Source organism: Streptomyces viridiviolaceus (assembly GCF_014650995.1).
Classification (GTDB): domain Bacteria; phylum Actinomycetota; class Actinomycetes; order Streptomycetales; family Streptomycetaceae; genus Streptomyces; species Streptomyces viridiviolaceus.
Genome location: NZ_BMWA01000009.1, coordinates 46,677 through 67,677, shown reverse-complemented (window position 1 = coordinate 67,677; position 21,001 = coordinate 46,677). Strand labels below are relative to the sequence as shown.

The following is a 21,001-nucleotide window of genomic DNA, read 5'->3' as shown; positions in this document are numbered from 1 at the left end:
GAACACCCGTTCAGGATCGGCGACGTGTCCGCCACGTACGGGACGATCCCCGCCGCCACCCGCGTTGAGCGACTCCGCACCACCCGGCACCGGGACGCGCGGCCGGAAGTCGCACGTCCCTCCCTCTGCCGTCCTCACACGGCCGCGCCGGACTGCACCCGCGCGGCCGTCAGGCCCGTCGCCGAGCCGCCTCGTACAAGACGATTCCGGCCGCGACACCCGCGTTGAGCGACTCCGCACCACCCGGCATCGGGACGCGCGGCCGGAAGTCGCACGCCCCTCCCTCTGCCGTCCTCACACGGCCGCGCCGGACCGCACCCGCGGCCGTCAGGCCCGTCGCCGAGCCGCCTCGTACAAGACGATTCCGGCCGCGACACCCGCGTTGAGCGACTCCGCACCACCCGGCATCGGGATCCGCACCCGGAAGTCGCACGTTTCGCCGACCAGCCGCGACAGGCCCTTGCCCTCGCTGCCGACGACGATGGCGACGGGTCCCTCCAGGGCCTCCAGGTCGCCGAGTTCGACCTCACCGTCGGCGGCGAGGCCCACGACCACGATCCCGGCCTTCTGGTACGCCTCCAGCGCGCGCGTGAGGTTGGTGGCACGGGCAACCGGCGTCCGGGCGGCCGTACCGGCGGACGTCTTCCACGCGCCCGCCGTCATGCCGGCCGCGCGCCGTTCGGGCACGACGACGCCGTGGCCGCCGAAGGCGGAGACGGACCGGACGACCGCACCGAGGTTGCGCGGGTCGGTCACGCCGTCCAGGGCGACGATCAGCGGGTCCTCGCCCTCGTCGTAGGCGGCGTCGGCGAGGTCGGAGGGGTGGGCGTACTCGTACGGCGGGACCTGCAGGACCAGACCCTGGTGGTTCAGCCCGTTGGTCATCCGGTCCAGCTCGGGACGCGGCGCCTCCATCAGGTTGATGCCGCCGCGCTCGGCCGCGAGCTGGAGCGCCTCGCGCACCCGCTCGTCGTTGTCGATGAACTGCTGGACGTAGAGCGTGGAAGCGGGCACGCCCTCGCGCAGCGCCTCGACGACGGGGTTGCGGCCGACGACGAGCTCGGACGTCGAGCGGCCGCCGCCGCGCCGCTGCGGCGCGCGTCCCGTGGCGCGGCGCGCCTTCGCCTGGGCGGCGCGCTGCTTGGCGTGTCCCTTGCGCATCTCGGCGGGGGGCGTGGGTCCCTTGCCCTCCAGGCCCCGGCGCCGCTTGCCGCCGCTGCCGACCTGCGCGCCCTTCTTGCCGGACATGCGGCGGTTGTTCGCGGCCATGAGTTACCTGTCTCCGCTCTCTTACGGGAGTGTGCGTATGCCTTGTGTCTTATGCAGTGTGCCGCCCGGAGGGCCGGGCGGCACAGTCGATCTTCCGTGATCGGGGTGGGTCAGCGGGAACCGAGGCTCCAGCGGGGTCCCTGCGGGCTGTCCTCGATGACCAGACCGGACTCGCCGAGCCGGTCGCGGATGGCGTCCGCGGTGGGCCAGTCCTTGCGGGCCCGGGCGGCCTCGCGCTGGTCGAGGACGAGGCGTACGAGGTCGTCCACGACGCCGTGCAGCTCCTCGCCGCGGTCGTTCTCGCCGGCCCAGTGCGGGGCGAGCGGGTCCAGGCCGAGCACGTCGAGCATGGCGCGGACCTCGGCGAGGCGCGCGACGGCGGCCTCCTTGTCGTCGGCGGCCAGCGCGCTGTTGCCCTGCCGCACGGTGGTGTGCACGACGGCGAGCGCCTGCGGGACGCCCAGGTCGTCGTCCATCGCCTCGGCGAAGGCGGGCGGCACCTCGGCGGCGGGCTCGACGGCTCCCCCGGCCAGCTCGGTGACGCGCTGCACGAAGCCCTCGATACGGGCGAAGGCCGACTCGGCCTCGCGCAGCGACTCCTCGCTGTACTCGATGGTGGAGCGGTAGTGCGGGGTGCCGAGGTAGTACCGCAGCACGATGGGCCGCCACTGCTTGACCATCTCGCTCACGAGCACCGAGTTGCCGAGCGACTTCGACATCTTCTCGCCGCTCATGGTGACCCAGGCGTTGTGCACCCAGTACCGCGCGAACGCGTCGCCGAAGCCCTTGGCCTGCGCGATCTCGTTCTCGTGGTGCGGGAAGATCAGGTCGATGCCGCCGCCGTGGATGTCGAACTCCCGGCCCAGGTACTTGTGGGCCATGGCGGAGCACTCCAGGTGCCACCCCGGCCGTCCGCGGCCCCACGGCGTCTCCCAGCTCGGCTCCCCGGGCCTGGCCGCCTTCCACATGGCGAAGTCCCGCGGGTCCCGCTTGCCGGTCTCGCCCTCGCCCTCGGGCTGGCGCAGGTCGTCCAGGTCCTGGTTGGACAGGGACAGGTACCCGGGCAGGGAGCGCACGTCGAAGTAGACGTTGCCCTCGGCCTCGTAGGCGTGTCCGCGCTCGATCAGGCCGCGCATCATCTCGACCATCTCGGTGATGTGGCCGGTGGCCCGCGGTTCGTAGGTGGGCGGCAGGCAGCCGAGGGCGGAGTAGGCGTCGTTGAACGCCCGCTCGTTCTCGTAGCCGATGGACCACCAGGGGCGGTGCTGCTCGCCCGCCTTCTTGATGATCTTGTCGTCGATGTCGGTGACGTTGCGGACGAACGTCACGTCGTAGCCGCGGTGGGCGAACCAGCGGCGCATGATGTCGAAGTTCAGCCCCGACCGGATGTGCCCGATGTGCGGGGCGGCCTGCACCGTGGCGCCACACAGGTAGATCGAGACACACCCGGGCGTGAGCGGGGCGAAGTCACGGATCTGCCGGGCGCTGGTGTCGTACAGGCGAATCGTCACGTGTCCAGGGTAGTGGGCGCCGGGCAGTGCCATGGGCCCACCGGCCCGGCGTCCATGCATTCGTGACCCACGCACGGCCGAACCTGCGGGGCGCGGCCCGGGTCGGAGGGACCGGGGCCCCCTTCCGGCCGGCCGGAGCCGGGTGGCGGGTGCGCACAGCCCGGGGTCCGGGGGCGGCGGCGCGGCGGGCGCCGCGCCCACGCTCCCCCGGCTCACGCCACCCGCACCACCAGCGCCGTGGCCACGGCCATCAGTCCCTCTCCCCGTCCGGGGAAGCCGAGCCCGTCCGTCGTCGCCCCGGACACCGACACCGGCGCCCCGGCCGCCGCGGAAAGCACCTCCTGCGCCTCCTCCCGGCGCCTGCCGATCTTCGGCCGGGGCCCCACGACCTGCACCGCGACGTTGCCGATCCGGAAGCCGGCCTCGCGCACGATCCGCGCGGCCTCCGTCAGCAGCGTCACACCGGAGGCGCCCGACCACTGGGGGCGGCCGGTGCCGAAGTGCTGTCCCAGGTCGCCGAGTCCTGCCGCGGAGAACAGCGCGTTGCACGCGGCGTGCGCCACGACGTCCGCGTCGGAGTGCCCGGCCAGCCCCGGCCCCTCGCCCTCCCACTTCAGACCGGCGCACCACAGCTCGCGGCCGTCCTCGAAGGCGTGGATGTCGGTGCCGATGCCGACCTGCGGCAGCGGCGGGAGGGAGGCGTGGTCGGTCTCAGAAGCCATCGTTCAGCCTCCGGCGGGCCAGTACGGCCTCCGCGAGGACCAGGTCCAGGGGGCGGGTGACCTTGAAGGCCTCCTCGTGCCCGGGCACCACGACGACGGTGAGTCCGAGCTGCTCGACCATGCTCGCGTCGTCGGTGACGTCGCCGGCCACCGTCTCGTGGGCGCGCACCAGCGCCGCCCGGTCGAAGCCCTGCGGGGTCTGCACCGCGCGCAGCCGGGCGCGTTCCGGCGTGGCCACCACCGGCTCCGGGGCGCCCGGCACGGCGGCCGGCTCGACCTGCTTGACGGTGTCGGCGAGCGGCAGCGCCGGCACGACGGCCGGGGCCCCGTCGCGGACGGCCTCGATCACGGCGTCCACGGTGTCCACCGGCACCAGCGGCCGGGCCGCGTCGTGCACGAGGACGATGTCGTAGCCGGGAGGCAGTGCCTCCAGTCCGAGCCGCACGGACTCCTGGCGCGACTCGCCGCCGGGCACGACGGCGAAGTCCGTACGCTCAGGCAGCGCGTGCGCGTCGAGCAGGCTCTTGACCTCCGCGGCACCGTCGGGCGGGGCCACGACGACGACCAGGGAGACCGCGCGGGAGGCGGCCATCGCGCGGACCGCGTGGATCAGCATGGGCGTGCCGCCCAGCGAGCGGAGTGCCTTCGGGGCGCCGGGGCCGAGGCGTACGCCCCGGCCGGCGGCCGGGATGACGACGGCCGTGCGGGCGGCCGCGGCCGGTGCGGGTCGCGAATCGTCAGACATCGGTTCCTGTCAGGTTTGTGTGCTGGCCTGGCGTGGGTATGGCCTGGGAAGTGCCGGGCGCGACGCCTTGACCGGACCCTTCCGTGACGCTGGTCGAGCAAGCTGCCCGGGCCCGGCACGCCCAGTATCGGGGTTCGGGGGAGCCTCGAAGCGGACGGTCGGAAGTGGACCTGCGGACGGCGTCCGGGTACGAACATGCCGCAGCGCCCGGCGACGGGGAGACGTCATCGGGCACCGCGGCATTTCAGCGTGAACCGAGCGGGCACTGCCGCACGTCAGGACGCGAGAACCTCGTCGAGCAGGGCCTCGGCCTTGTCCTCGTTGGTGTTCTCCGCGAGAGCCAGCTCGCTCACCAGGATCTGGCGGGCCTTGGCGAGCATGCGCTTCTCACCGGCGGAGAGTCCGCGCTCGCGCTCGCGACGCCACAGGTCACGTACGACTTCCGCGACCTTGATGACATCGCCGGAGGCGAGCTTCTCCAGGTTTGCCTTGTATCGACGCGACCAGTTCGTGGGCTCCTCGGCATACGGCGCGCGCAGCACCTCGAAGACCCGGTCCAGCCCGTCCTGACCGACCACATCACGCACGCCGACGAACTCCGCATTGTCCGCTGGCACACGCACCGTCAGGTCACCCTGGGCGACCTTCAGCACCAAGTAGGTCTTGTCCACGCCTTTGATCTGGCGAGTTTCGATGGCCTCGATCAGCGCGGCCCCGTGATGGGGATAGACCACGGTGTCGCCAACCTTGAACGTCATGTGACAGGTACCCCTTCCGTGGCTATCCAGGGTAACACGGATACGGCGTCTTCTGAATGGCGTTTTCGCAGGTCAGGGCATATCTCGGGGCTTGACAACAGCAACAGGAACGTGCTGCGACGGCCGAGCGGAAGAAGGTATTCGCAGGTCGGAGCGGCTCTTCGGGGCAGGGGAAACGCGCACGTTACACGCATCCGGAGGTACACACGAGCGGCCGAACATCCCCATATGTCCGGTTCCAGGCGTGCGACTTCCGCTACTCCGTTCGGTGGCCGGGGCGGGGTTCCGGACGAATCCGGAATTGATCACGGCGCGCCGCGAGCCGCGTCTCGGTGATCAATTCTGCGGCCGTCCGCGTGCCCGCGCATTCCTTCACGGAAAATTCCCCGGGCGGCTTCTTGCGGAAGGCTTCTTATGTGAATGACGGACCGGTGCGGGCTCCAATGTGACTCATGAGTCTCATCTGTCACTGAAGGACCGAGCGCCGGGACCGCGTGCCCGAGTGGCCCGGTGCGGGAGCGCCGGAAGACCCGGCGGCGGCCCCGGGACTACCGCCTGCTGAGCGAAGCGGACCGCCTTGGGGGAGGGTCGGGTGCGGCGGCCCAGGAACGGCTCGGTAACCTAAGGCCGCTGACAGACACTTAGGGCGGCTTTATTCCGTGGCCGCCGCCTCGCTCGAGTCAAGGAGTTGCCGCCGCCGTGAGCCGCAGCCTTCGACGCGGCGCCCTCGCCGCCGCCGCCATCGCGTTCTCGATCGCCTCGCTCGCCGCGTGCGGCGCCGGCCACAACGCCCAGACCCTGCAGATCCAGCCGGACCACGCGGCGACGACCGTCGGCGACATCAAGATCCAGAACGCGGTCGTCATCACCCAGCCCGACCTGGAGTCGACCGGCCCGGCCGTGGTCGCCGCCACCTTCTTCAACTCCGGCACCACCGACCAGACGCTGGAGTCCATCACGGTGGACGGGACCGGCAAGTCCGCCGAGCTGAAGCCCGCCGAGGGCAGCAAGGGCCTGACCGTCCCGGCCGGCGGCTCCCTCGTCCTCGGCGGCAAGGACAACGCCTCCGCGGTGCTGCCCAGCAGCCGCGAGGCCATCCAGGACGGCAACGCCCAGAAGGTCACCTTCAGCTTCAGCAAGACCGGTGACGTGACCCTGCGCGCGTTTGTCGTCCCCGCCGAGAGCTACTTCTCCTCGTGGGGCCCGAGCGAGATCCCGGCCGCGCCGGGCGCGTCGGCGACCCCGGCCGACGAGGCCACCGGAGAGGCGAGCGGGGAGCCGGCCGACGGCCAGACCTCCGGAGCGCCGGCCGAGGGCGAGTCGGACGGCGCGCACGACGGGACGGACACGTCGACCGCCCCCGCCGACGACGCCGCGTCGCAGGAGGCCGAGGCCGGCCACTGAGCCGGACGCGCGGCCTGACGCGCCCCGGGGCGTACCGAAGGACGTACCGAAGGAAGGGCGGGACCTCACGAAGAGGTCCCGCCCTTCCTTGTGCCGCGGTATCAGATGCCGGTCTACGGCTCGAACTTGTAGCCGAGGCCCCGCACCGTCACCAGGTAGCGCGGCGCGCCCGGGTCGGGCTCGATCTTGGCGCGCAGCCGCTTGACGTGAACGTCGAGGGTCTTGGTGTCACCGACGTAGTCGGCGCCCCACACCCGGTCGATGAGCTGCATGCGGGTCAGCACACGGCCGGCGTTGCGCAGCAGCATCTCCAGCAGGTCGAACTCCTTCAGCGGCAGGTCGACCTTGGTGCCGCCGACGGTCACCACGTGCCGGTCGACGTCCATGCGGACGGGCCCGGCCTCCAGCGCGGCGGGGGTCACCTCCTCCGGCTCGCCGCGGCGGCGCAGGACGGCCCGGATGCGGGCGACCAGCTCGCGCGAGGAGAAGGGCTTGGTGACGTAGTCGTCCGCCCCTATCTCCAGGCCGACGACCTTGTCGATCTCGCTGTCCTTGGCGGTGACCATGATCACGGGAACGTTGGAGCGGCCGCGCAGCTGACGGCACACCTCGGTGCCCGGCAGTCCGGGCAGCATCAGGTCGAGGAGGACGAGGTCGGCGCCGTTGCGCTCGAACTCGTCGAGTCCGTCGGGGCCCGTGGTCGCGACGGCGACCTCGAAGCCCTCCTTGCGGAGCATGTACGACAGGGCGTCGGAGAAGGACTCCTCGTCCTCGACGACGAGCACTCGGGTCACGGAAGGACCTCCGGGGCGGGAAGCGTTTCGTACGGGGATGTATGGGGGGTGGGAGAGGTGCGGGTGGACCGCCGGGTCGCACCGTTGAGACCCGCACGCTCGGCACGGTCCTCGTGCTCTGCGCGCTCGGCGTGATCGGAGCGATCCGCGGAAGCCTCCTGATCGGCGTGCTCCGCGTGATCGTCGTGGTCTGTGTGGTCGTGGTGGTCTTCGTGGTCGGCGTGATCCACGGGCTGCAGGTGATCCGCGTAGGCGCCTGGCGCGGTCCGCTGCTGGGCGCGGTCGCCGGCGCGGGCCGTGCCCGTCTCCGGCAGCCGCAGGGTGAAGGTGGAACCCTGGCCCTCGGCGCTCCACACCGTGACTTCCCCGCCGTGCGAGGCGACCACGTGCTTGACGATCGCAAGACCGAGGCCGGTGCCTCCGGTGGCCCGGGAACGGGCCGGGTCGACGCGGTAGAAGCGCTCGAAGATGCGCTCCTTGTCCTTGTCGGAGATGCCGATGCCCTGGTCGGTCACGGCGATCTCGATCATGTCGCCGCCGGGCGCGCCGACGCGGCGGGCGGCGATGCCGACGCGGGTGCGGGCGGGCGAGTAGTTGACGGCGTTCTCGACGAGGTTGCCGAGGGCGGCGGCGAGCTGGCCCCGGTTGCCGGTGACGTGCAGGTCGGCGGTGCCGCCGGCGGCCATGGTGATCTGCTTGGTGCCGGCCGCGTGCCGGCAGCGGTCGATGGCCTCGGCGACCAGTTCGTCGACGCGGACCGGCTCGGCGTCCTCCAGCGGGTCGTCGTTCTGGACCCGGGAGAGGTCGATCAGCTCCTGCACCAGGTTGGTCAGCCGGGTCGCCTCGATCTGCATCCGCCCGGCGAAGCGCTCCACGGCCTCGGGGTCGTCGGAGGCGTCCATGACGGCCTCGGAGAGCAGGGACAGCGCGCCCACGGGCGTCTTCAGCTCGTGGCTCACGTTGGCGACGAAGTCGCGTCGTACGGCCTCGATGCGGCGGGCCTCGGTGAGGTCCTCGACGAGCAGGAGCACGAGCCGGGAGCCCAGGGGCGCGACGCGCGCGGAGACGGCCAGGGCCTCTCCCCGCCCGTTCCCGCGCCTCGGCAGGTCCAGCTCGACCTGTCGTATCTCCCCGTCCCGCCTGGTGTCCCGGGCCATCTGCAGCATGGGCTCGACCGCGAGCTTGCCGCCCCGGACCAGGCCGAGGGCGTACGCCGCCGAGCTGGCCTTGACCACCGCGTCGGCCTCGTCGAGGACGACGGCGGAGGACCGGAGCACCGACAGGACGGTGTCCACGCCCGGCGGGAGCACCGGATCGGTGTGCAGGGACGTCCGCGTGGGCCGGTTCTGCTCGCGTTCGCTCCAGCGGAACGCCAGCATGGCGATGACGCCGGTGAGCACTCCGGCGATCGCTGCCGCTGCGGCGACCGCCGCGTTCACGTCCATGCGTCCAGGTTAGGCATGGCCGGGGGCCCCGCCCCAGCCATCGGGGTGCGAGCTCGAACACTCGTCGCCCAGAGTTCACCTTGGGGCCAGTGATGGTTCATTTGGGGTGCCGGAAACGGACGCGTACGGGCCGGAACGTGGAAGCGTGGGGGTGAAGCAAGGGGTGCGAACCCCCAAAAGGACGTACGAGAGGAACCCTGATGCGGGACGCGTACCACGAGGAACTTGACTCGATCGGCGACGGACTGGTGGAAATGGCCCGGCTGGTCGGCTCGGCGATCGGGCGCGCCACGACCGCCATCCTGGACTCCGACCTGAAGCTGGCCGAGAGCGTGATCGAGGCCGACCAGAAGGTCGACGAACTCCAGCACGACCTGGAGGCCCGGGCGATAACCCTGCTGGCCCGGCAGCAGCCGGTGGCGACGGACCTGCGCATCGTCGTCACCTCGCTGCGCATGTCGGCCGACCTGGAGCGGTCGGGCGACCTGGCCCAGCACGTGGCCAAGCTGGCCCGGCTGCGCTACCCGGACCGCGCGGTGCCGCACGACCTGCACGCCACCATCCTGGAGATGGGCCAGCTCGCCCAGCGCCTGATGGCCAAGGCCGCCGAGGTGATCACCACCAAGGACGTCGACCTGGCGCTGCAGCTGGAGCAGGACGACGACGCGATGGACCTCCTGCACCGCACCCTCTTCCAGCACCTGATGGACGACCGCTGGAAGCACGGCATCGAGACGGCCGTGGACGTCACCCTCCTGGGCCGCTACTACGAGCGCTACGCCGACCACGCCGTCGCGGTCGCCAAGCGCGTGGTGTACCTGGTCACGGGCGAGCACGCGGACGAGCTCCAGGCGGACATCCAGCCGGTGACGCAGGTCGAGGGCGCCTGACGGGCGGGGGCGCCTGTGGCGGGGCGCGCGTGAACGCCTCTGTGCGCCGTTGATGCGACCACGCCCCGGGGCATCCAATGGACACAGGTGCACCGGCACCAGCCTCGAGGAGGGACCCATGGCCGATTCCCCCACCACCACGCCCGACCCCGCGCAGGAACGTCCGACCGAGCAGCCCACCGACATCGGGAAGCTGCCCCTGATCGCCGCGTGCGGCTGCGGCTCGGGCTGCGGCTGCGGCTGCCAGTCGGGCAACCCCTGCCAGTGCGGCTGACGACGTACGACACGAAGGGCCCCGGCAGCGCGCGCCGGGGCCCTTCGCCGTACGCCCGGCAGGGGTCGCCGCGCCCGCCGTACGGGCGCAGCATGGACGTACGACCCGGAAGGGGGTGCGACACCATGGCTCACTTCATGGACGTCCATCACGGCATGCAGGGCATCACGGCCGACCAGCTCCACCAGGCCCACCAGGCCGATCTCGCCATCGAGAAGGAGGAGAACGTGCACTTCGAGAGGGCGTGGGCGGACCCGGAGTCCGGCACGGTCTACTGCCTCTCCGAGGGCCCGTCCGCCGAGGCGGTCCAGCGCATCCACGAGCGCTCGGGGCACAAGGCGGACGAGATCCACGAGGTGCCGCTGTCCGTCTGACGCGCCGGGCGGCTGTTCCCTCCCCGTACGTGTCCGGCCGTACGTGGTCCTGCATCTCCGTACGTGGTCGTGGCGAGCTGAGTACGGGTACTCACGACGTGGCCTCCGAGCCGCTCGACCATGGGATCAGGACCACGAACCACGGGGAGTACCGATGAAAGCCGACCGCCCGATACGCACGCTCGCCCGTCTCACCTTCGCCAACCCCGCCTCGGCGCTCTACCTCGCCCTGGTCGGCACCGCCGTCGCGGTCGCCGCTGCGGAACCGCTGTGGTCGGACACCGCGGAGGGCTCGCTCGTCTGGGTCTGGCCGGCCCTCTTCACCTTCCCGGCATTCGGCTTCGTGGCCTGGCTCGGCGAGTCGGCCTGGGCGGCCGACGCACCGGCGTGGTTCTTCGCCGGCGGCCTGTTGGTGTCGGCCCTGGTCCAGTCGCTGGCGCTGGGGGCGACGCTGAGGGCGCTGCGCGGCCGGCGGCGCGAGCCCTCGCGGGCCTGACCGTTTCCGGGCCGGCGAGGCCCCGCGGCTTCCCTGCCCGGTGAACGCGGGAGCGCCAGGCGGTGGTGGAACGGTTCTGCGCCCGTCGGCGTCGTCCTTCTCCGAGGCACGGTGGCCGTGCCTCGGAGAGGGGTCGACGGGGTGCGTGCGGACGGGTTCGCCAAGTGGTCACGGCGGTTCGAGGACGAGCGGGAGCGCAGGCACGCCCAGGGGGACCCGGACTGGGGGCGGGGAGCGACCCTGCATCCGGCGGTGTGGGCCAGTGTTCAGCGCTTCCAGGTGGGCGAGGACGGCGACGGAGCGAACCTCGTCGGCAAAGCGGACCGGGCCGGCGACGCCGACTACGCGCGGGCGGTCCGGCTGTTCGTCGCCGAGGAACAGAACCACGCCCGCCTGCTCGCCGGGCTGCTGGCCGCCGGCGGCATGCCCACCCTCACCGGCCACTGGAGCGACACGGCCTTCGTACGGCTGCGGCGCCTGATGGGCCTGCGCCTGGAGCTGCTGGTGCTGATGATCGCGGAGGTGGTGGCGCTGCGTTACTACCGCGCCCTGCGCGACGGCACCCGGGACCCGCTCACGTCGGAGGTGGCGGGACGCATCCTGTCCGACGAGCAGCGCCACGTCCCGTTCCACTGCGAGCGACTGCACGCCTCGCTGGCGGAACTCCCCCGCCCCGTGCGCCGAACGGTGATGGCCCTGTGGCGGCTTCCCCTCCTCGCGGCCTCCCTCGTCGTCGCCGCCGACCACGGCCCGGCACTGCGCCGGCTCGGCGTCGGACGTCTGCGTTTCGTGGCCGACGTCATGGCTTCGTCGGACGCGGTGGTGTCCGCGGTGCTGGCGCCCCGCCCGGACGCGTGGTCGAACGCCGATCTGTGACCGGCGACCGGTCGCGGGACCGGCGGGATCCTCGTCGCGCTCCGCGCCCGAGGCGTTCGCACGGGGTCGGGCCGCCCGTGCCCCGCCCCGGCACATCTCCGCCTCGGGTCACCGGTGTCCCCCGGTTCCGGCTCCCCGGTCGCCGGTACCGGCCCCAGACGCCTCCACGAGCACCTCCCCGGCCGCGGTCCGCACGTACAGCACCGACCGTCCGGCCCGCCGCCGCTCCACCAGCCCCGCGTCCAGCAGCACCCGCAGGTGCCGGCCCACCGACCCCAGCCCCTGCCCGGTCACGGCGACCAGCTGGGTCGTGCTCATGGGCGTGCCCAGCAGTACCAGCAGTCCGGCCCGCGCGGTCCCGACGAGCGCCCCGAGCCCGGCCGGAACGGGCCGCCGGCCGGGCTCCTCGGCGAGCACCCCCAGACACGGGTAGACGACGGCGTACCGCTCCCGCCCCTCCCACGACACCCAGCTCGTCCTCGGCGTGACCGGCATGAACAGCAGCTCGGCCCCGGCGGCGATCTCCCGGGGCGGATACGCGTTCAGGTTGACCTGGAAACGGCTCTCCCCGAGCCACCGTGTCGTCCCCGGCCGCAGCGAGTCCAGCACGGCAGCCCAGCCGCCCTGGTTCACCCGCGCGGTCCGCGCGACCACGTCGGCCTCCAGGACGCGCCGCCGTCGCTTCCAGTACGGCCGTACGGTCTGCTCCCACACGTACGTCAGGAGCGCGGTCGCCCGCCCGGGCAGGTCGTCCCGCTCCAGGGCGGCGGGGAGCGGGCCCCGCAGGGACACGCGCAGGTCGTCCCGTGCCTCACCGGCCCCGGCCGCCCGCACCCGGGCCACGGTCTCCTCGAAGCTCTCCCCGACGCACGAGGTGGGGCAGAAGAAGTCGGCGATCCAGGACGTGCCGAGGGCCGCCCGCACGAGCTGTGCGTCCACCGGGTCGGCCGCGAGGCGCGCGCGGTAGCCGGGCAGGTGCGCGCGCAGCCAGGCCTCCTCGCCCGGATGGGCACCGGTCCCCGCGTGCAGCAGCTTCAGGCTCGCGAAGGTCTCGGCGAACGGCGAGAGCACGAATCGGCTGCGGGCGAGGGTGTCGGTGTCGATCTGCCACAAGCCCATGCGTGATGACCTTTCGCGTGTCGGCGAAACAGTAAACACGGCCCCCGGGCGGCTCCGAGACTTCTCCGCATGCGCAGCTACCGCTCCCTGTTCCGCACCCCGGAGTTCACCCCGTTCCTGCTCTCCTTCGCCACCTTCGCCGCGGCCCAGACGGTCGGCGGTCTGGCCCTCGCCACACTGGTCCACCGGGCCACCGGCTCCCCGTTCCTGTCGGCGGTGAGCATGTTCGGCCCGCAGTTGGCGCAGCTGCTGGGGGGCGCGTTCCTGCTCTCGGGCGCCGACCGCCTTGCGCCACGCGCGGTCCTGTCCGGCATCGCCCTCGCCTTCGCGGCCGGCACGGTGGTGCTGGCGCTGCCCGGCCTGCCGGTCTGGGCGGTCTTCACCGTCGTGCTCCTGCAGGGCCTGGTCGCCTCGCTGGGCGGCGGGGTGCGCGGAGGGCTGCTGAACGAGATCCTGTCCAAGGACGGCTACGTCCTTGGACGTTCGGTGTTCAACATGCTCTGGGGCCTGACGCAGATGGCCGGCTTCGCGACGGGCGGCGTACTGCTGATGCTCCTGTCCCCACGGACCTGCCTGCTCCTCGCGGCGGCGCTCTACCTGACGTCCGCCCTCGTCACCCGCCTCGGCCTCACCGCCCGGCCGCCGCGCTCCTCCGGCCGCCCGTCCGTCTCGGCGACCTGGCGCACCAACGCCCTCCTGTGGTCCTCGCGCCCCCGCCGCCTGACCTACCTGGGCCTGTGGGTGCCCAACGGCCTCATCGTCGGCAGCGATTCGCTCTACGTCTCCTACGCCCCCGAAGCCGCCGGCACCCTGTACGCGTGCGGGGCACTGGGCATGTTCGCGGGCGACCTGGCGGTGGGCCGCCTGGTACCGCCCGCGTTGCGCCGCCGTCTCGCCACGCCGCTGCGCCTGCTGCTGGCGGTCCCCTACCTGTTCTTCGTCCTGCGGCCGGGCGTGGCGCTGTCGGCCGTGGCCGTCACCGTCGCCTCCGTCGGCTTCGCCGCGAGCCTGGTGCTGCAGGAACGCCTGATGTCCCTCACCCCCGACGACCTCGCCGGCCAGGCCCTCGGCCTGCACACCACCGGCATGGCCGCCCTGCAGGGCGTCGGCGCCGTCCTCGCGGGCACGCTGGCCCAACTGGCCTCCCCTGCCACGGCGATGACGCTGATGGCCGCCGGATCGGTCACCGTGACCCTGACCCTCGCGGCGCTGGGCAGGCAGGCGGAACGGCGGTCGGCCCTCCCCGGTACGCGTCCGGACGTCCTGCCGGAACCCACGGCCACGGACCAGTGACCTGAGACGACACCGGCAACCGCGCACTTCACGCCGGTCTGCGACGGCGTGCCCGACGTGGCCCTCGTCGACCCGGCCCGCTCGTGCAGCTCACGGCACGGACGCGGCCCCGCACGGCGACAAGCCCCCGGCTCGCGGAGAATCCGCGAGCCGGGGGCTTGTCGCCTCGGCCCTCAGTCAGAAAGAGGAGCAGCCTCGGCCGCCCGGCTTGCGAGGGCAGCCACTGGGCTCATTCCCGCACCGTGACGGCGCTCAGAGCTTCCCGCCGATCTCGCACGCGCGGCACGGGGGCCGGCCGCAGGTGCACTGCATGAGGGCGTCGACGACCCCGCGGTCGTGGTACAGGCACTCGTCCTTGCAGGTGTGCCGAGGAATGAACCCCGCGGGGATCTCGCCGGGCCACGGCTCGTGGCCGTCCCTGCAGCGGGCGAACCGCTCGGGATCGGTGGCGTGCAGGTCGTGCATCTTCGACCGCGCCTCGTCCTCCAGCTGCCGCACGCGCTCCGCCAGGCCCTTGAGCTCGGCGGCGATGCCGGCGTAGTGGTCGGTGCCGGTCCTCACGTGTGCGGCCCGCAGCGCCATAGCGGCGTTGCCGAGGAACCTGCTCGCGTCCTGGAGGTCGGTCACGTGATGCATCTGAATGCCGTTCACGCCACGGACCCATACGGCGTCCATGCTGCTCACTGATCCACCTCCGAGAAGGAAAAACCTTATTTAAGGACATTAAAGAGCCGGGGTTCGCCAGTCCAGGGCCTGGAGGGTGAGTCGGCTCACAGGAAGTACGGGTGAGATGGATCTTCCTCCGTTCATCATCCACTTGACACGAAGATTTACGAGACGTCTCCTGGAAAGGACAAAGGAGAGCGTCGGAGGCTGCTGATGGCAACCTACGAATATCGATGCATCCGCTGCGGAATCTTCGATGTGAAGTTGCCGATCGGCACGGCACCCAAGACCTCGGGCTGTCCCGTTTGCGGGGGCGCCGCACGGCGTGTGTACTCGGCCCCCTCTCTCGCGCGGACCTCGAATGCGGTCGCCGCCGCCCATGCCCGCGAAGAGCAGTCACGTGAGGCCCCGGAGGTGGTCTCCGAAGTGCCGCCCGGCAGGAGAGTGCGCAGGCAACCGCACCCCGCGCTCTCCAAGTTGCCCCGTCCCTGAAGGACTTGGGAGGTGCGTCCTGTGGCGAGCGTGGGACTGCTCTTCGTCGGTGCGGTGCTCTTCCTGAACGGACTGCTCCTCCTCAAGAAGGTCGATCCCCGCTCGGCAGCGGTGTTCAACCTTTTCGTCGGTGCACTCCAGGTGCTGACGCCGACGTACCTCATCTTCGCCGCCGACAACGACCCCAAGAAGATTTTGGCGGCGTCCGGGATTTATCTCTTCGGATTCACCTATCTCTATGTGGGAGTCTGCCTCCTGGCCGGCATCGAAACCGATGGTGTCGGCTATTATTCGCTCTTTGTGGCAGTCGCCGCCCTGGGATATTCGTTCGTCAATTTCCACTTGGCCAAGGACAACCCGTTCGGGGTGATCTGGCTCTACTGGGCGTTCCTGTGGTTCCTGTTCTTCCTGCTGCTCGGCCTCAAGTTGGACAGGCTCGGCAGTTACGTCGGCTGGGTCACGGCGATCGAGGGCTGGGTCACCGGCGTGATCCCCGCCGCTCTGCTGCTCTCCGGCTACTGGAAACACCCCGACGAGACCGCCATCGCACTGGGCGTCTTCGCCGTCGTCGTCTTCGCGGCGCTGTGGCCGCTCACCCGCGCATCGCGGCAACCGGCGCCCGGTACCACGACGCCGGCCGGCCCGGGCGCATCCGCGTGACCGATTCAGAAGGACCGAGGAAGCCGTCATGCCCGAAGTCAAGTTCACAGTGGACCAGAGCAAGTCCATGCGCGATCAGACCGTCCCCGGACACAACAGGTGGCATCCGGATGTTCCGGTCGCCGCCATGGTCCACCCGGGGGACGAGTTCCGCCTCGAATGCCGGGAATGGACCGACGCGCAGATAGGCAACAACGACTCCGCCAACGACGTACGGGATGTCGACCTGAAGGCCACGCACATGCTGAGCGGGCCGATAGGCGTCGAAGGCGCGGAGCCGGGCGACCTGCTCGTTGTGGACATCCTCGACCTGGGGCCCGTACCGCAGCAGGTCGGGGCCGCACCCGGTCAGGGCTGGGGATACACCGGCGTCTTCGCCAAGGCCAACGGCGGAGGATTCCTGACCGACTACTTCCCGGACGCCTACAAGGCGATCTGGGACTTCCACGGTCAGCAGGCGGTGTCCAGGCACCTGCCCGGTGTCCGCTTCACCGGCATCACCCACCCCGGTCTCTTCGGCACCGCCCCCTCCGCGGACCTGCTGGCGAGCTGGAACAGGCGCGAGCAGGCGCTGATCGACACCGACCCCGACCGGATCCCCCCGCTGGGGCTCGCGCCCGATGCCGACGGGGGACTCGCGGGAAAGGCGACCGGATCCGATGCCCAGCGCATCCTCGGGGAAGGAGCACGCACCGTTCCCGCACGGGAGAACGGCGGCAACCACGACATCAAGAACTTCACGCGCGGCGCCCGGGTCTTCTACCCCGTCCACGTCGACGGCGCCAAGCTGTCGGGCGGTGACCTGCACTTCAGCCAGGGAGACGGGGAGATCACCTTCTGCGGCGCCATCGAGATGGGCGGCTACATCGACTTCCACGTCGACCTGATCAAGGGCGGCATGGAGAAGTACGGAATCAGCACCAATCCCGTCTTCATGCCGGGCAACGTCGAGCCGCGGTACTCGGAGTTCATGTCCTTCATCGGGATCTCCGTGGACCACGACACCGACACGAACTACTACATGGACGCGACGGTTGCCTTCCGCCGCGCCTGCCTCAACGCCGTCGAGTACCTGAAGAGGTTCGGCTACTCCGGAGAGCAGGCCTACCTGATCCTCGGCGCGGCCCCCATCGAGGGACGCATCAGCGGGATCGTGGACATTCCCAACGCCTGCTGCTCGCTGTACCTCCCCACCGCCATCTTCGATTTCGACGTCCGGCCCACCACCGCCGGCCCCACGACGGCCGACCGCGGCCAGTGCGCGGTCTCCACGGCCTGACCGGACACCGACGCCCGGCCGGACACCGACCGCAGGAGTTCAGCGGCGGCTGGGGGCTTTCGTTTGGATCAGCGGGCGGGCCACAGGAAGATGCCGGCGATGTGGAGACCGGCCAGGCAGATGGTCACCGTCTTCTCGTAGCGGATGGCGATGCCGCGCCACTGCTTGAGGCGGTTGATGCACCGCTCGACGGTGTTGCGCGGTTTGCAGGTCTCGCGGTCGAAGGCCGGCGGCCTGCCGCCCCGGCTGCCTCGTCGCAGGCGGTGGCCACGCTGATCTGCCCGGACGGGACTCACAACCGCGCACTTCACGCCGGCCTGCGACGACGTGGTCCTCGTCGAACCGGCCCGCTCGTGCAGCTCGCAGCACGGACACGGCCCCGCACAGCGACAAGCCCCCCACTCGCGGAGAACCCGCGGGCAGGGGGCTTGTTCGTGGGCGCTTACTTCTTCTTGCCCTGGTTCTTCACGGCCTCGATGGCCGCCGCGGCCGCCTCCGGGTCGAGGTACGTGCCGCCCGGGTTGACCGGCTTGAAGTCGGCGTCCAGTTCGTAGGAGAGCGGGATGCCGGTCGGGATGTTCAGGCCCGCGATGTCCGCGTCGGAGATGCCGTCGAGGTGCTTGACCAGGGCGCGGAGCGAGTTGCCGTGGGCGGCGATCAGGACGACGCGGCCGGTGAGGAGGTCGGGGACGATGCTGTCGAACCAGTACGGCAGCATGCGGTTGACGACGTCCTTCAGGCACTCCGTCTGCGGGCGCAGCTCCGGCGGGAGGGTCGCGTAGCGCGGGTCGGAGAACTGGGAGTACTCGGCGTCGCGGGCGAGCGGCGGCGGCGGGGTGTCGTAGGAGCGGCGCCACAGCATGAACTGCTCCTCGCCGAACTCGGCGAGGGTCTGGGCCTTGTCCTTGCCCTGCAGGGCGCCGTAGTGGCGCTCGTTCAGGCGCCAGGAGCGGTGGACGGGGATCCAGAGGCGGTCCGCCGCCTCCAGGGCGAGCTGCGCGGTGCGGATGGCGCGCTTCTGGAGGGAGGTGTGGACCACGTCGGGAAGCAGGCCGGCGTCCTTGAGCAGCTCGCCGCCCCGGGTCGCCTCCTTCTCGCCCTTCGCGGTGAGGTTGACGTCCACCCAGCCGGTGAACAGGTTCTTCTCGTTCCACTCGCTCTCGCCGTGGCGGAGGAGGATCAGCTTGTACGGTGCGTCGGCCATGTCTCCGAGCGTAATCGAACCTCCGGAGCGCCCGCGCGGGGCGCCCGCCGGTCGGACGGTTGACGAGAAGTGTTAATTGAGTGGCCACGCCGAGCGCCCCCCTCGTAAGTTGTGCTCACTACGTGCGCCGCTTACATCCGCTTCGGGGGTCTCATGTCAGTCGCCGGTCTCAGACGTGCCGCGCGGGAGTCCGTCTCCGGTCTTCCCCGCGAGTTCTGGTGGCTGTGGACCAGCACGCTGGTCAACCGGCTCGGCGGCTTCGTCGCCACCTTCATGGCCCTGTACCTGACCCTCGACCGCGGCTACTCCGCCTCGTACGCCGGTCTCGTCGCCTCCCTGCACGGGCTCGGCGGGGTCATCTCCTCGCTGGGTGCCGGGGTGATGACGGACCGGCTCGGGCGGCGGCCCACCCTGCTCGTCGCGCAGGCGTCGACCGCCCTGTCCGTCGCGCTGCTCGGGTTCGTGCACCACCCCGTCGCGATCGCGGCCGTCGCCTTCCTCGTCGGCATGGCGTCCAACGCCTCCCGGCCGGCCGTGCAGGCGATGATGGCGGACATCGTGCGGCCGGAGGACCGTATCCGGGCCTTCTCGCTCAACTACTGGGCGATCAACCTGGGGTTCGCCGTGTCCTCCATGGCGGCCGGCTTCATCGCCGAGTTCAGCTATCTCGCCGGCTTCCTGCTCGAGGCGGCGATGACGATGATCTGCGCGATCGTCGTCTTCGTGAAGCTGCCCGAGTCCCGGCCCGCCAAGGAGACGGTCGCGGCCACCGGGACGGAACCGCCGGTCTCCCTCGGGACCGTGCTGCGTGACGGACGCTTCATGGGGGTCGTCGGGCTGTCCTTCCTCATCGCCGTGATCTTCCAGCAGGGGTCCGTGGGGCTTCCGGTGGCCATGGGCGAGGCCGGGTTCACGCCCGCCGACTACGGCATGGCGATCGCGGTGAACGGCGTGCTGATCGTCGTGCTCCAGATCCCGGTCACGCGGTTCATCGAGCACCGCGACCCGAAGCGGCTGCTCGTCGTCTCCTCGCTGCTGGCCGGGTACGGCTTCGGGCTCACCGCCTTCGCGGGCTCGGTGGGCGTCTTCGCCCTCACCGTCTGCGTCTGGACGCTGGCCGAGATCGTCAACGCCCCGACGCAGACCGGCCTCGTCGTCCGGCTGTCCCCCGTGCACGGGCGCGGGCGCTACCAGGGCATGTACACCCTGTCCTGGGCGGTGGCGTCCCTCGTCGCCCCGGTGATGTCCGGCTTCGTCATCGACCGGTACGGCGCCGAGTGGCTGTGGGGGCTGTGCGCGGTGGTCGGCACGGTCGCGGCGGCCGGGTACGCGGCCCTGATGCGGCGGCTGCCCGCCGAGGAGACCGTGTCCCCCGAGACGCCCGCGCCCGCGAAGCCCGAGGTCAGCACGGCCTGAACGCCCGTGGGGCCGCGGCTCAGGGGTGCATCCGGGCGCCCTTGAGCACCTTGTCCACCGCGTTCTTCGGGCCGTACACGGCGAGCCCCACCAGGTCCAGGTCCCCCGTGGGCACGGCCCGTACCGCCGCACGGTTGTCGCGGTCGTTGCCGGTGGCGAAGAGGTCGGAGGTGAACAGCGCGCGGGGCAGGGCCCGGGACAGCACGCGCGCGTGGGCCGTCGCCAAGGTCTCCTTCGTGCCCTCGAAGACCAGCACCGGCTGGCGGAACATCGGCAGGTACGGGACGCCGTCCGCGTCCTCGTAGGGCTCCCCGATCACCTCGGGGATCTGGGAGCCCAGGCCGCTGACCAGGAAGGCGGTGACGTTGAGGCGCTGCCAGGTCTCCAGGTCCTCGCGCAGCAGGACGGCGATCTTGGTGTCGAAGCGGATGGGTTCTGCATCGTTCATGGAATGAGACTGCCGGTCGTCGTACGGCCGGGTCTTGTACGTTTTTTGCATGGCCGCCCAGGGGAAAGTCTCCGCCTGGCGCCCGTGCATCCCGGGCGTCGTGGAGGTCTTCCACGCCCACTACACCGAGTACGCCTACCCGATGCACGTCCACGACGTGTGGACGCTGCTCATCGTCGACGACGGGGCCGTGCGGTACGACCTCGACCGGCACGAGCACGGCACTCCGCACGACACGGTCTCGCTGCTGCCGCCGCACGTCCCGCACAACGGCTCGCCGGTCGGCCCGGACGGTTTCCGCAAGCGGGTGCTGTACCTGGACGCCTCCCGGCTGGGCGAGGAGCTGATCGGCCCCGCGGTGGACGGGCCCGACCTGCGCGATCCGGTGCTGCGGCGGCGGGTCGGGCAGTTGCACACCGCGCTGGTGCGGCCCGGGGACGAGCTGGAGGCGGAGAGCAGGCTGACGCTGATCGGCGAACGGCTGAGGGACCTGCTGCGGCCCGGGGGCGGGCGGGGCGCCGCACGTCCGGATCCGGCGCTCGCCCGGCGGCTGCGCGAGCTGCTCGACGAGCGGGTCGTCCAGGGGCTGACGCTGGAGCAGGCCACCGCGCTGGTGCCGGCCCACCCGGCGCACCTGGTGCGGGCGTTCAGCACCGCGTACGGCATCGCCCCGCACCAGTACCTGATGTCCCGGCGGGTCGACCGGGCGCGCCGGCTGCTGCTGGCGGGGCGGGCACCGGCCGAGGTGGCCGCGGAGACCGGCTTCTACGACCAGGCCCATCTGACCCGGCACTTCAAGCGGCTGGTGGGCGTCACTCCGGGGCGCTACCGGGCGGCCGGCGCGCGCCGCCCGTCGTAGGGGTCGC

Annotated in this window: 23 protein-coding genes and 1 pseudogene; 12 read left to right on the top strand and 12 right to left on the bottom strand. The window is 71.4% G+C overall.

The features are described 5' to 3' along the window. Nucleotides 1-327 precede the first annotated feature (327 nt). The 5 genes from rlmB to IE260_RS14355 form a co-directional block, all read right to left on the bottom strand. Nucleotides 328-1,269, bottom strand: a complete 942-nt coding sequence (gene rlmB, locus IE260_RS14375; protein WP_189871688.1) for a 23S rRNA (guanosine(2251)-2'-O)-methyltransferase RlmB — start codon at nt 1,267-1,269, stop codon at nt 328-330. A 110-nt stretch (nt 1,270-1,379) separates the two neighbouring features. Next, nucleotides 1,380-2,780, bottom strand: a complete 1,401-nt coding sequence (cysS, locus tag IE260_RS14370; protein ID WP_189871686.1) for a cysteine--tRNA ligase — start codon at nt 2,778-2,780, stop codon at nt 1,380-1,382. A gap of 212 nt (nt 2,781-2,992) precedes the next feature. Further along, nucleotides 2,993-3,502: a 2-C-methyl-D-erythritol 2,4-cyclodiphosphate synthase gene (gene ispF, locus IE260_RS14365; RefSeq protein WP_189871685.1), complete on the bottom strand. Its 510-nt coding sequence runs from the start codon at nt 3,500-3,502 to the stop codon at nt 2,993-2,995. Further along, complete coding sequence (gene ispD / locus IE260_RS14360; RefSeq protein ID WP_189871684.1) at nt 3,492-4,247, bottom strand: 2-C-methyl-D-erythritol 4-phosphate cytidylyltransferase; 756 nt, start codon at nt 4,245-4,247, stop codon at nt 3,492-3,494. The genes ispF and ispD overlap by 11 nt, the downstream gene beginning before the upstream one ends. A gap of 275 nt (nt 4,248-4,522) precedes the next feature. Further along, nucleotides 4,523-5,005: a CarD family transcriptional regulator gene (locus IE260_RS14355; protein ID WP_003953493.1), complete on the bottom strand. Its 483-nt coding sequence runs from the start codon at nt 5,003-5,005 to the stop codon at nt 4,523-4,525. A gap of 699 nt (nt 5,006-5,704) precedes the next feature. On the opposite strand from IE260_RS14355, the gene IE260_RS14350 reads away from it, so the two are divergent. Beyond that, the gene (locus IE260_RS14350) at nt 5,705-6,409 is read left to right on the top strand and encodes a copper chaperone PCu(A)C domain-containing protein (protein ID WP_189871683.1); all 705 of its coding nucleotides are present in this window, start codon (nt 5,705-5,707) and stop codon (nt 6,407-6,409) included. Nucleotides 6,410-6,522: 113 nt separating this feature from the next. Here IE260_RS14350 and phoP read toward each other — a convergent pair whose 3' ends face one another. Continuing rightward, entirely contained in the window at nt 6,523-7,194 is a 672-nt protein-coding gene (phoP, locus tag IE260_RS14345) for a two-component system response regulator PhoP (RefSeq protein ID WP_465270560.1), read from the bottom strand. A 5-nt stretch (nt 7,195-7,199) separates the two neighbouring features. Continuing rightward, nucleotides 7,200-8,648, bottom strand: coding sequence for a sensor histidine kinase (locus IE260_RS14340; protein WP_189871682.1), 1,449 nt, complete (start codon nt 8,646-8,648; stop codon nt 7,200-7,202). 200 nt (nt 8,649-8,848) lie between these two features. Between IE260_RS14340 and phoU the strand changes: the two genes are divergently transcribed. The 5 genes from phoU to IE260_RS14315 all read left to right on the top strand — a co-directional run bounded on the left by phoU (nt 8,849) and on the right by IE260_RS14315 (nt 11,558). Beyond that, on the top strand, nt 8,849-9,538 hold the full coding sequence (gene phoU, locus IE260_RS14335; RefSeq protein ID WP_189871681.1) for a phosphate signaling complex protein PhoU: 690 nt from the start codon (nt 8,849-8,851) through the stop codon (nt 9,536-9,538). A gap of 118 nt (nt 9,539-9,656) precedes the next feature. Continuing rightward, a complete protein-coding gene (locus tag IE260_RS14330) occupies nt 9,657-9,812 on the top strand; it encodes a hypothetical protein (protein WP_189871679.1) in 156 nt (51 codons plus the stop codon). A 125-nt stretch (nt 9,813-9,937) separates the two neighbouring features. Next, the gene (locus tag IE260_RS14325) at nt 9,938-10,186 is read left to right on the top strand and encodes an SCO4226 family nickel-binding protein (protein ID WP_189871677.1); all 249 of its coding nucleotides are present in this window, start codon (nt 9,938-9,940) and stop codon (nt 10,184-10,186) included. A 154-nt stretch (nt 10,187-10,340) separates the two neighbouring features. Continuing rightward, nucleotides 10,341-10,682 carry an SCO4225 family membrane protein gene (locus tag IE260_RS14320; RefSeq protein ID WP_189871675.1) on the top strand — a complete coding sequence of 114 codons (342 nt, stop codon included), beginning with the start codon at nt 10,341-10,343 and terminating at the stop codon, nt 10,680-10,682. Between the two features lie 141 nt (nt 10,683-10,823). After that, nucleotides 10,824-11,558 (top strand): ferritin-like domain-containing protein, encoded by a 735-nt coding sequence (locus tag IE260_RS14315; protein ID WP_189871673.1) that lies wholly within the window; start codon nt 10,824-10,826, stop codon nt 11,556-11,558. A gap of 108 nt (nt 11,559-11,666) precedes the next feature. Here IE260_RS14315 and IE260_RS14310 read toward each other — a convergent pair whose 3' ends face one another. Continuing rightward, nucleotides 11,667-12,677, bottom strand: coding sequence for a helix-turn-helix domain-containing protein (locus IE260_RS14310; RefSeq protein WP_189871670.1), 1,011 nt, complete (start codon nt 12,675-12,677; stop codon nt 11,667-11,669). A gap of 69 nt (nt 12,678-12,746) precedes the next feature. Between IE260_RS14310 and IE260_RS14305 the strand changes: the two genes are divergently transcribed. Next, the gene (locus IE260_RS14305) at nt 12,747-13,970 is read left to right on the top strand and encodes an MFS transporter (protein ID WP_189871668.1); all 1,224 of its coding nucleotides are present in this window, start codon (nt 12,747-12,749) and stop codon (nt 13,968-13,970) included. A 252-nt stretch (nt 13,971-14,222) separates the two neighbouring features. Here the strand turns inward: IE260_RS14305 and IE260_RS14300 are convergent, their stop codons facing one another. Then, entirely contained in the window at nt 14,223-14,645 is a 423-nt protein-coding gene (locus tag IE260_RS14300; protein WP_189872121.1) for a hypothetical protein, read from the bottom strand. A gap of 204 nt (nt 14,646-14,849) precedes the next feature. Here IE260_RS14300 and IE260_RS43055 point away from each other — a divergent pair, with 204 nt between their 5' ends. Genes IE260_RS43055 through fmdA form a run of 3 tightly spaced genes read left to right on the top strand, consistent with a single transcriptional unit; the run spans nt 14,850 to nt 17,067 of the window. After that, nucleotides 14,850-15,128, top strand: a complete 279-nt coding sequence (locus IE260_RS43055; protein WP_189871666.1) for an FmdB family zinc ribbon protein — start codon at nt 14,850-14,852, stop codon at nt 15,126-15,128. Nucleotides 15,129-15,158: 30 nt separating this feature from the next. Beyond that, entirely contained in the window at nt 15,159-15,788 is a 630-nt protein-coding gene (locus tag IE260_RS14290; RefSeq protein WP_373303340.1) for an AmiS/UreI family transporter, read from the top strand. 28 nt (nt 15,789-15,816) lie between these two features. Continuing rightward, nucleotides 15,817-17,067 carry a formamidase gene (fmdA, locus tag IE260_RS14285; protein WP_189871662.1) on the top strand — a complete coding sequence of 417 codons (1,251 nt, stop codon included), beginning with the start codon at nt 15,817-15,819 and terminating at the stop codon, nt 17,065-17,067. 68 nt (nt 17,068-17,135) lie between these two features. On the opposite strand, the pseudogene IE260_RS43050 reads toward fmdA, so the two are convergent. Together IE260_RS43050 and IE260_RS14275 are read right to left on the bottom strand one after the other, a co-directional pair. Beyond that, nucleotides 17,136-17,363, bottom strand: a pseudogene (locus IE260_RS43050) (IS5/IS1182 family transposase); the annotation flags it as partial. A gap of 146 nt (nt 17,364-17,509) precedes the next feature. Then, entirely contained in the window at nt 17,510-18,271 is a 762-nt protein-coding gene (locus IE260_RS14275; RefSeq protein ID WP_189871661.1) for a phosphoglyceromutase, read from the bottom strand. A gap of 153 nt (nt 18,272-18,424) precedes the next feature. Here IE260_RS14275 and IE260_RS14270 point away from each other — a divergent pair, with 153 nt between their 5' ends. Further along, complete coding sequence (locus tag IE260_RS14270; protein WP_189871659.1) at nt 18,425-19,687, top strand: MDR family MFS transporter; 1,263 nt, start codon at nt 18,425-18,427, stop codon at nt 19,685-19,687. A gap of 19 nt (nt 19,688-19,706) precedes the next feature. On the opposite strand, the gene IE260_RS14265 is transcribed toward IE260_RS14270, so the two are convergent. Continuing rightward, nucleotides 19,707-20,135, bottom strand: a complete 429-nt coding sequence (locus IE260_RS14265; RefSeq protein ID WP_189871657.1) for a DUF2000 domain-containing protein — start codon at nt 20,133-20,135, stop codon at nt 19,707-19,709. Between the two features lie 49 nt (nt 20,136-20,184). Here IE260_RS14265 and IE260_RS14260 point away from each other — a divergent pair, with 49 nt between their 5' ends. After that, a complete protein-coding gene (locus tag IE260_RS14260; protein WP_189871655.1) occupies nt 20,185-20,994 on the top strand; it encodes a helix-turn-helix transcriptional regulator in 810 nt (269 codons plus the stop codon). The last annotated feature ends 7 nt before the right edge of the window (nt 20,995-21,001 follow it).